At 62.4% G+C, this 6,884-nt stretch carries 8 protein-coding genes; 4 read left to right on the forward strand and 4 right to left on the reverse strand.

What is annotated here, in order from left to right:
• From WCJ41_RS19385 to WCJ41_RS19400, 4 genes are all read right to left on the reverse strand, one after another.
• A partial coding sequence (locus WCJ41_RS19385) for an FGGY family carbohydrate kinase (RefSeq protein WP_336907484.1) occupies positions 1-602 on the reverse strand: 602 nt, incomplete at its 3' end.
• Between the two features lie 6 nt (positions 603-608).
• The gene (locus WCJ41_RS19390) at positions 609-1,607 is read right to left on the reverse strand and encodes an ABC transporter permease (protein WP_336907485.1); all 999 of its coding nucleotides are present in this window, start codon (positions 1,605-1,607) and stop codon (positions 609-611) included.
• The gene (locus WCJ41_RS19395; RefSeq protein WP_336907486.1) at positions 1,604-3,115 is read right to left on the reverse strand and encodes a sugar ABC transporter ATP-binding protein; all 1,512 of its coding nucleotides are present in this window, start codon (positions 3,113-3,115) and stop codon (positions 1,604-1,606) included. Before WCJ41_RS19395 ends, WCJ41_RS19390 begins: the two co-directional genes overlap by 4 nt.
• Before the next feature lie 85 nt (positions 3,116-3,200).
• Positions 3,201-4,166, reverse strand: coding sequence for a substrate-binding domain-containing protein (locus WCJ41_RS19400; RefSeq protein WP_336907487.1), 966 nt, complete (start codon positions 4,164-4,166; stop codon positions 3,201-3,203).
• Between the two features lie 54 nt (positions 4,167-4,220).
• Between WCJ41_RS19400 and WCJ41_RS19405 the strand changes: the two genes are divergently transcribed.
• From WCJ41_RS19405 to WCJ41_RS19420, 4 genes are all read left to right on the forward strand, one after another.
• Positions 4,221-4,358 carry a hypothetical protein gene (locus tag WCJ41_RS19405; protein WP_336907488.1) on the forward strand — a complete coding sequence of 46 codons (138 nt, stop codon included), beginning with the start codon at positions 4,221-4,223 and terminating at the stop codon, positions 4,356-4,358.
• A gap of 67 nt (positions 4,359-4,425) precedes the next feature.
• The gene (locus WCJ41_RS19410; protein ID WP_336907489.1) at positions 4,426-5,052 is read left to right on the forward strand and encodes a glucose-6-phosphate isomerase; all 627 of its coding nucleotides are present in this window, start codon (positions 4,426-4,428) and stop codon (positions 5,050-5,052) included.
• A 12-nt stretch (positions 5,053-5,064) separates the two neighbouring features.
• Positions 5,065-6,018 carry a shikimate dehydrogenase gene (locus WCJ41_RS19415; RefSeq protein WP_336907490.1) on the forward strand — a complete coding sequence of 318 codons (954 nt, stop codon included), beginning with the start codon at positions 5,065-5,067 and terminating at the stop codon, positions 6,016-6,018.
• Between the two features lie 3 nt (positions 6,019-6,021).
• The coding region (locus WCJ41_RS19420; protein ID WP_336907491.1) for an NAD(P)-dependent oxidoreductase at positions 6,022-6,884 on the forward strand (863 nt) is incomplete at its 3' end.

Below are 6,884 nucleotides of genomic sequence, written 5' to 3' on the forward strand. Positions count from 1 at the left end.
AGCAAGTTGATCATGTGATCCGACCAGCGGCGCGTCGCCGGGTTCATCAGGAAGCTGCAAGACGCGTCGCCGCTGTCCATGGCGATCTCGCCCGTCAGCCGCAGATTGACGTAGTCCTTCGGCATGATGACGAACGCCGCCTTCTCATAGGCCTCCGGATCATGCACCTTCAGCCAGGCTAGTTTGAAACCGGGCCATGCCGGCGTGGGCGGGTTGCCGCTTTCCGAAAGGTATGAATTCGGCTCATGCGCCGCCTCGAACCGGTGCACGATGTCGAGCGTCCGCTTGTCATTCCAGAGCGGCACGGTTTGCCGAGTCAATTGTCCTGCGGCATCCACCAGTACGGTGCCATGCATCTGCCCGCAGGCCGCAATCGCCTCGATGCGGGAGGCGCTGCCGGGATGGGCGTCCAACAGTTCGCGGATGCTTTCGACGGTGCCTTTCCACCATTCCTGAGGGCGCTGCTCGGCCCAGCCGAACTGCGGCACGATCTGCTCGTGTTCGCGCGCTGCGATCGCCACGATTCGGCCGGCGCCGTCAACGAGAGCCGCGCGGGCACTGCCCGTGCCGACATCGATCGAGAGGGTGTACCGTTCGTTCATCAGTGATCAGCCGTGCTTCAAAGTTCCGGCGCTGTACTGTATCAGCATGGCGATGATGATGATGAGGCCCATGTAGACCTGCTGATGGTATCCAGGCACACCTGCCAGATTCATTATGTTGGCGATGATGCCCATGATGAGGGCTCCGAGGAAGGTGTTCACTACGCCCCCGCGGCCGCCCATAAGGCTCGCTCCACCGATGACTACAGCCGCGATGACGTTGAGCTCGGCGGCAACGCCCACTTGCGAGGAACCGACTGCTGTTCGGCTTGAGGAGATGATTCCGGCGACAGATGCCAGCATTCCCGAAATGACGTACACTGCGATGATGTAGCGTGGCACGGCAATGCCGGACAGCCGAACTGCCTCCTCGTTGGAGCCGATGGCAGTGATGATGCGGCCAAACTTGGTGAAGTTTAGCACGATGCCGCCGACAATGAACACCGCGAACATCAGGAGCACGGGCTGCGGTATGCCAAAGAGAAACCCCGAGCCGAAATCAGTGAAGGCCGTGCCGTTGTCGCCCAGCGGTATGGGGCGTCCATCAGAGATGATGAGCGACAGTCCACGGGCAATCGCCATCATGGCAAGCGACATGACGAATGATGGTAGCCGCAGGTAGGCAACAAAGAAGCCTGTCACCACACCGCACCCGGCACCTGCCAGAAGCACGAACAGGATGGTTGCAGGTGTCGAGTACCCGTGGATTGCAACGAAATAGCCCGTGAGCACGCTGCCCAGAGCTGCAATGGATCCAACCGACAGGTCAATGCCGCGCGTTAGAATGACGAACAGCATGCCGACCGCCATGATACCCGCGCTGGAGGCAACCTGACGAAGCACGTTCAGCATATTGAGCTTGGTGAGGAAAATATCCGACCACAGGCTGGCAACCACGACCAGGATTATGAAAATGCCTGCCGTCCCGAAACGTTGAAGGAACGTACTGATATCCAGCCTCCTGTTCCGACTGGTCGCGACTGCGGTATCTGTGATGCTGCTCATGATTGTCCTCCCGCCGCTGCGGCCGTAAGGCTTCCGACCATCGTCATGCCGAGAAGCCGTTCTTCACTATAATCCTTCGGCTGAAGCTCGCCGCGCACTTCACCCTGGCCCATGGCAATGATCCGGTCACATAGACCGAACAGCTCCATATGCTCCGAGGAAATGACAAGGACAGCCTTGCCGTCCTCCGCCAGCCGGTTGATGAGTCCATAGATTTCCGTCTTGGCCCCGACGTCGACCCCGCGCGTCGGTTCATCGAGGATGATGAGGTCTCCACCTGCGTGGAACCACTTGGCGAGCACCACCTTCTGCTGGTTACCGCCCGAGAGGCTGGTGACCGGGTTCTCGATGCTGGCTGCCTTTAGCCGCAGTGACTGGCCGAGGGCGGTTACGGTCTTCTTCTCCGCCGATTGACGAAGGAAGCCGAGGCCGTTCACCACGTCTGACAGCCGGGCCATGGTGCAATTGATGCGGATGGACTCGTCCAAGACCACGCCCTGCATCTTGCGGTCTTCGGGTACCAGTCCGATGCCGGCGCGCACCGCATCCCGCGGCGAGCGCGGGGCGATCAGCTTGCCTTTGATCTCGATGCTGCCGGAATCCGGCCGATCGGCCCCGAAGATGAGACGGGCGACCTCGGTGCGGCCCGAGCCGACGAGGCCTCCCAACCCGACGATCTCACCTGCCCGCACCTCGAGGCTGACGTTGCGCACCCGGCGGCCGGCGCTAAGGTTGTTGACCTTGAGGACGACCTTGCCCACCTGGCGCTCCTTGCGCGGCGGAAACAGCGATGAGAGCGGACGGCCCACCATCATGCGGATAACGCCATCCACATTGGTGTCGCCAACTGCGACAGTGCCGACCTTTTCGCCATCCTTCAGCACAGTCATGCGGTCGGCGATGCGAAACACCTCATCGAGACGGTGGGATATATAAACGACGCCGACACCTTTGCCGCGGAGGCCAGAGATGATCTCGTGCAAGCGCTCTGCATCTTGTGCGGAGAGCACAGCTGTCGGTTCGTCGAAAACGATGATCTTGACGTCCTGCGATAGCGCTTTGGCGATTTCGACCACCTGCTGGTGAGCAATAGCAAGACTGCTGACGACGCGGCCGGGCTCGATGGCAAAGCCCAGCCGCCCGATCAACTCACGCGCTCTCTTGCGCAGGGCAGAATGGGAGACCACGGCAGAGAGCTGGCCGAGAAAAATGTTCTCCGCAACGGTGAGGTCGGGCGCGAGAGCAAGTTCCTGGTGGATCACGGCGATACCCAATGCGCGAGCGTCGCGCGGGTCGCGGAGCGTGACAGTCTTGCCGCCGATCTCGAGACTACCCGCACTTGGCTGCATCTCGCCGCCCAGAATACGCATCAGCGTTGATTTTCCGGCCCCATTTTCGCCAAGCAACGCGTGAACCTCGCCGGGGCGGATGTCAAAGTCCACCGCGCGCAGGGCGTCGACGCCTCCGAAGGATTTGCTGATCGAATTCAGCCGTACGAGATCACTCATCCTGGAATCCTTAAAGAAAGAGGGGCGGCGGGGTGTTATCCGCCGCCCCGAAGTCAGGCAACTGGTATTGCCTCGGGAGGATAGATCAGAACACTGCGTCGGCGCGGTAATACTTGTCGACGTTCTCTTTGGTGATCACGTCGGGCGTCGTCAGGTTCAGTTTCGGGAAGTTTGACGGCAGCTCACCCTTCACAGCCTTGAGGCCGATATCCACCGCGGTGCGGGCGACGAGATCCGGGTCGTTAAGGCCCGTAGCGCCGTATTTGCCTGCCTTGATGAGAGCCAGCGCTTCCTTCTGACCGTCGGCAGCGGCGAGCGGCAGCACCCCAGTCTTGCCGGCGGCTTCCATTGCCTTGATGGCGCCGAGCACCATCGAGTCGTTTTCGCCCAACACCACGTTGGCGTCGGCATGAGCGGTCATCAGATCTTCCATGGCGGCGAGGCCGCCTTCGTTGGACCAGCCGCCCCAGCCCTGTCCGACGATCTCAAAATCGGTCTTGCCGACCGTATTGAGTTGGCCTTCAGCGAGGCCCTTAAGCACGCCGAGGCGACGGTCCCGGCCCACTTCATTGCCCTTGTCACCGGAGAGCAGGATGATCTTGAGGTGCTGGCCCTTCGTTGCGTTGGCAAGCCACTGACCGACCAGAAAGCCATTTTGGTCGTTGGAAGAGCGAACCTGCGTCACGACGTCTGCCTTAGGATTGATGCTCGAATCCATGACCACGACCTTGACACCGGCCTTGGTGGCAGCATCGGCGGTGGGCACGAGACCTTCGGGATCGCGAGGGTTGAGAATGAGGAGATTAATGCCCTTGGCGACCATGTCCTCGACGTCGGCAATCTGCTTGGCCATGTCGTTCTGGCCGTCCGAACTGGTCACTTCGCAGCCGGCCTTCTTGGCCTGGTCTTCGGCAGCCGCCACCTGGGCAGCGAAGTAGGGCGCGCCCAACGTGTACATGGCGATTCCGACCTTGCAGCCGTCGGCGTGGGCGCCCGAAGCGCCGGCCGCCATGGCGAGGGCCGCCACGCAGCCCATAAGCAGTTTCTTCATTGCACTCTCCTCCTGAGTTTGACAGGGCGCCTTGCAGGTCCCATTTTTGTAGTATTGATACAGAAGCTGGAAACCGTCAAGGCTGAAACTGGCGCTGATTTGGACATCCTGAGGAGTTTTTCATCCATTTTGCGCCGCAATATCGGCGCTGCTGCACCGCATCAAGCAGAGCGGCTTGACTTTGCGCAGTGAGCGGACATAGAAATTGTAGTATTACTACGAAATGTTTTCGCGTGCGTTACGGCGCTAAGAGGGCCAGATGAAGCTGTTGGAGCCAGGAAACTGCCGGGTCGACGTCGCCGCAGGGCGGCTGGACGGAGCCAGCAACCGGTATGAGAAATTGTTTTCCGACCTGGCTGGACTTTACGAAGACGAGCGCGCGTTCCGGGCCCTTCTGGAGGAGAAGGGGAGCAGCGTCGCCTATGAGGTGACGGACTTCAAGCCGTCAGCCAACCCGGGCGACATGATCATCGGCGTGACCCGCATGGAGCCCGGCCGGGTCGGCCGAGAGTTCTACATGACACGCGGTCACATCCATGCGCGGCCAAATCGGCCGGAAATGTACTATGGCGAGCGCGGCCGGGGGGTCATGCTGCTGGAGTCTCCCGCAGGCGAAATCCGCACCGTCGAGATCACGCCGCGCGCCATGTGCTATGTGCCACCCTACTGGATCCATCGCTCCGTCAACGTCGGCGACGAGCCCCTGGTGATGACATTCGCCTACCCTGCCGACTCCGGCCAGGACTACGACATCATTGCGAAGGCCGGCGGCATGAGATCCCGCATCGTGACGGACGGCAAGGGCGGCTGGATGGCCGTGGACAATGCAGCCTACCGGCCGCGCCCGCAGGCGCTAGTCGACAGCATCATGGCGATGAAGGACTGAAGGACGAGGGCGATGCACGACCTATCTCCGGCCACGCGGCCGACGCTCTACTTCATCGGCGTGACCACCGCCAAGAGCTCCATCATGAAGGTGTTCCCCGCCTGGGCGGCTCATCTTCGCCTCGATCAGGCGGAGATCAAGGGCATCGACTTCCCGCTGCACGCACCCGCCGCGGATTATCGCCGCGCCGTGGAATTCATCAAGCGCGACCCGCTCTCGGCGGGAGCCCTCGTCACCACCCACAAGATAGACCTCTACAAGGCCTGCCAGGACTTGTTCGACGAGATTGACCCGCATGCCAGGTTCATGGGTGAGACGAGCTGCATCTCGAAATCCGGCAGCCACCTCGTCTGCCATGCTAAGGACCCGATCTCGTCCGGCCTCGCGCTCGACGGCTTCCTGCCCCCGCAGCACTTTGCGCGGACGGGGGCGGACGTGTTCTCGATGGGGGCCGGCGGCTCCACCATTGCGCTCACCTGGCATCTGATGCAGCCGTCACGCGGGGCGGACAGGCCCTCGCGCATCATCGTTTCAAATCGCAGCGCTGCCCGTCTCGACGAAATCCGGCGCATCCATGAGCAGATCGGCAGCGGGATTCCCTGCGAATACGTGCTGGCGCCCGCGCCCGGCGACAACGACGCGGTGGTGGCGAGGCTGAAGCCCGGCTCGCTCGTCATCAATGCCACCGGCCTCGGCAAGGATGCGCCGGGCTCACCGCTCACGGATGCGGTCTCATTTCCAGAACGCGCCATCGCCTGGGACCTCAACTACCGCGGCGATCTCGTCTTTCTCGATCAGGCAATGTGCGCGAAGGTCGCTCGCCAACTGCAGGTGGAGGATGGCTGGACCTATTTCCTGCATGGCTGGACTCAGGTGATTGCACAGGTCCACCACATCGCCATTCCGACCAGCGGCAAGGACTTCGACGCACTGTCCGACATTGCGCAGCGGACCGGAAAGACCTGAGCCATGGGATTGAAGGTTCTGGTGACGCCGCGCTCGCTCACCGAAACGCCCCACCCCGCCGTCGAGGCGATGCGCCACCAAGGCATCGACGTCGTCTATTCATCTCCCGGCCGACAGCCGGACGAGCAGGAACTGCTGCGTCTCGTTCCCGGCGTGTCGGGCTGGCTTGCCGGAGTGGAGCCGGTCTCGCCCCAGGTGATCGCTGCGGCCGGGCAGCTCCGCTGCATCAGCCGCAACGGGACGGGCGTAGACAATCTGCCGCTTGAGAGGCTGAAGCAGCGCAATATCGTTCTGCGAACTGCGGGCGGTGCCAATGCGCAGGGCGTGGCCGAACTTGCGATCGGCATGATGTTCTCGGCTCTCCGGCACATTCCGTACACCGATGCAGGCATCAAGGCGGGCGGCTGGCCTCGCAAGCGGGGGTTCGAGATCCGCGGGCGGCAGGTGGCGGTGGTCGGCTTTGGCGCCGTCGGGCGCGAAGTCGCACGCCTGGCGGCAGCTCTCGGCGCCTCCGTCCTCGCACATGATCCCTATTACACCGGGCCCAGAGAGATGCCCTACCCGCTGCGCTGGGCGAGCCTCTCGGACTGCCTCTCGACGGCCAACATCCTGTCGCTTCACTGCCCTTCCCCCGCCGATGGACGGGCCGTCCTTGCGGCACCGCTTCTCGAGACGGCAAAGCGAGGGCTCATCCTCGTGAACACCGCGCGCGCCTCGCTCGTCGATGAGGAGGCACTGGCCATCGCACTCGACAGCGGCAAGATTTCCACCTACTGCGTCGACGTGTTCGATCCGGAGCCGCCGCAGCATCCTGGCCTCGCCGCGAGGCCGGAGGTGATCGCGACCTCGCATATCGGCGGCTACAC

The organism is Aestuariivirga sp. (assembly GCF_037139295.1).
Lineage (GTDB): Bacteria > Pseudomonadota > Alphaproteobacteria > Rhizobiales > Aestuariivirgaceae > Aestuariivirga.

Bases quoted from the DNA above. Each gene is read 5' to 3' on its own strand.
- WCJ41_RS19395 (WP_336907486.1), bottom strand. From the start codon at position 3,115: ATGAGTGATCTCGTACGGCTGAATTCGATCAGCAAATCCTTCGGAGGC.
- WCJ41_RS19390 (WP_336907485.1), bottom strand. From the start codon at position 1,607: ATGAGCAGCATCACAGATACCGCAGTCGCGACCAGTCGGAACAGGAGG.
- WCJ41_RS19415 (WP_336907490.1), top strand. From the start codon at position 5,065: ATGCACGACCTATCTCCGGCCACGCGGCCGACGCTCTACTTCATCGGC.
- WCJ41_RS19400 (WP_336907487.1), bottom strand. From the start codon at position 4,166: ATGAAGAAACTGCTTATGGGCTGCGTGGCGGCCCTCGCCATGGCGGCC.
- WCJ41_RS19410 (WP_336907489.1), top strand. From the start codon at position 4,426: ATGAAGCTGTTGGAGCCAGGAAACTGCCGGGTCGACGTCGCCGCAGGG.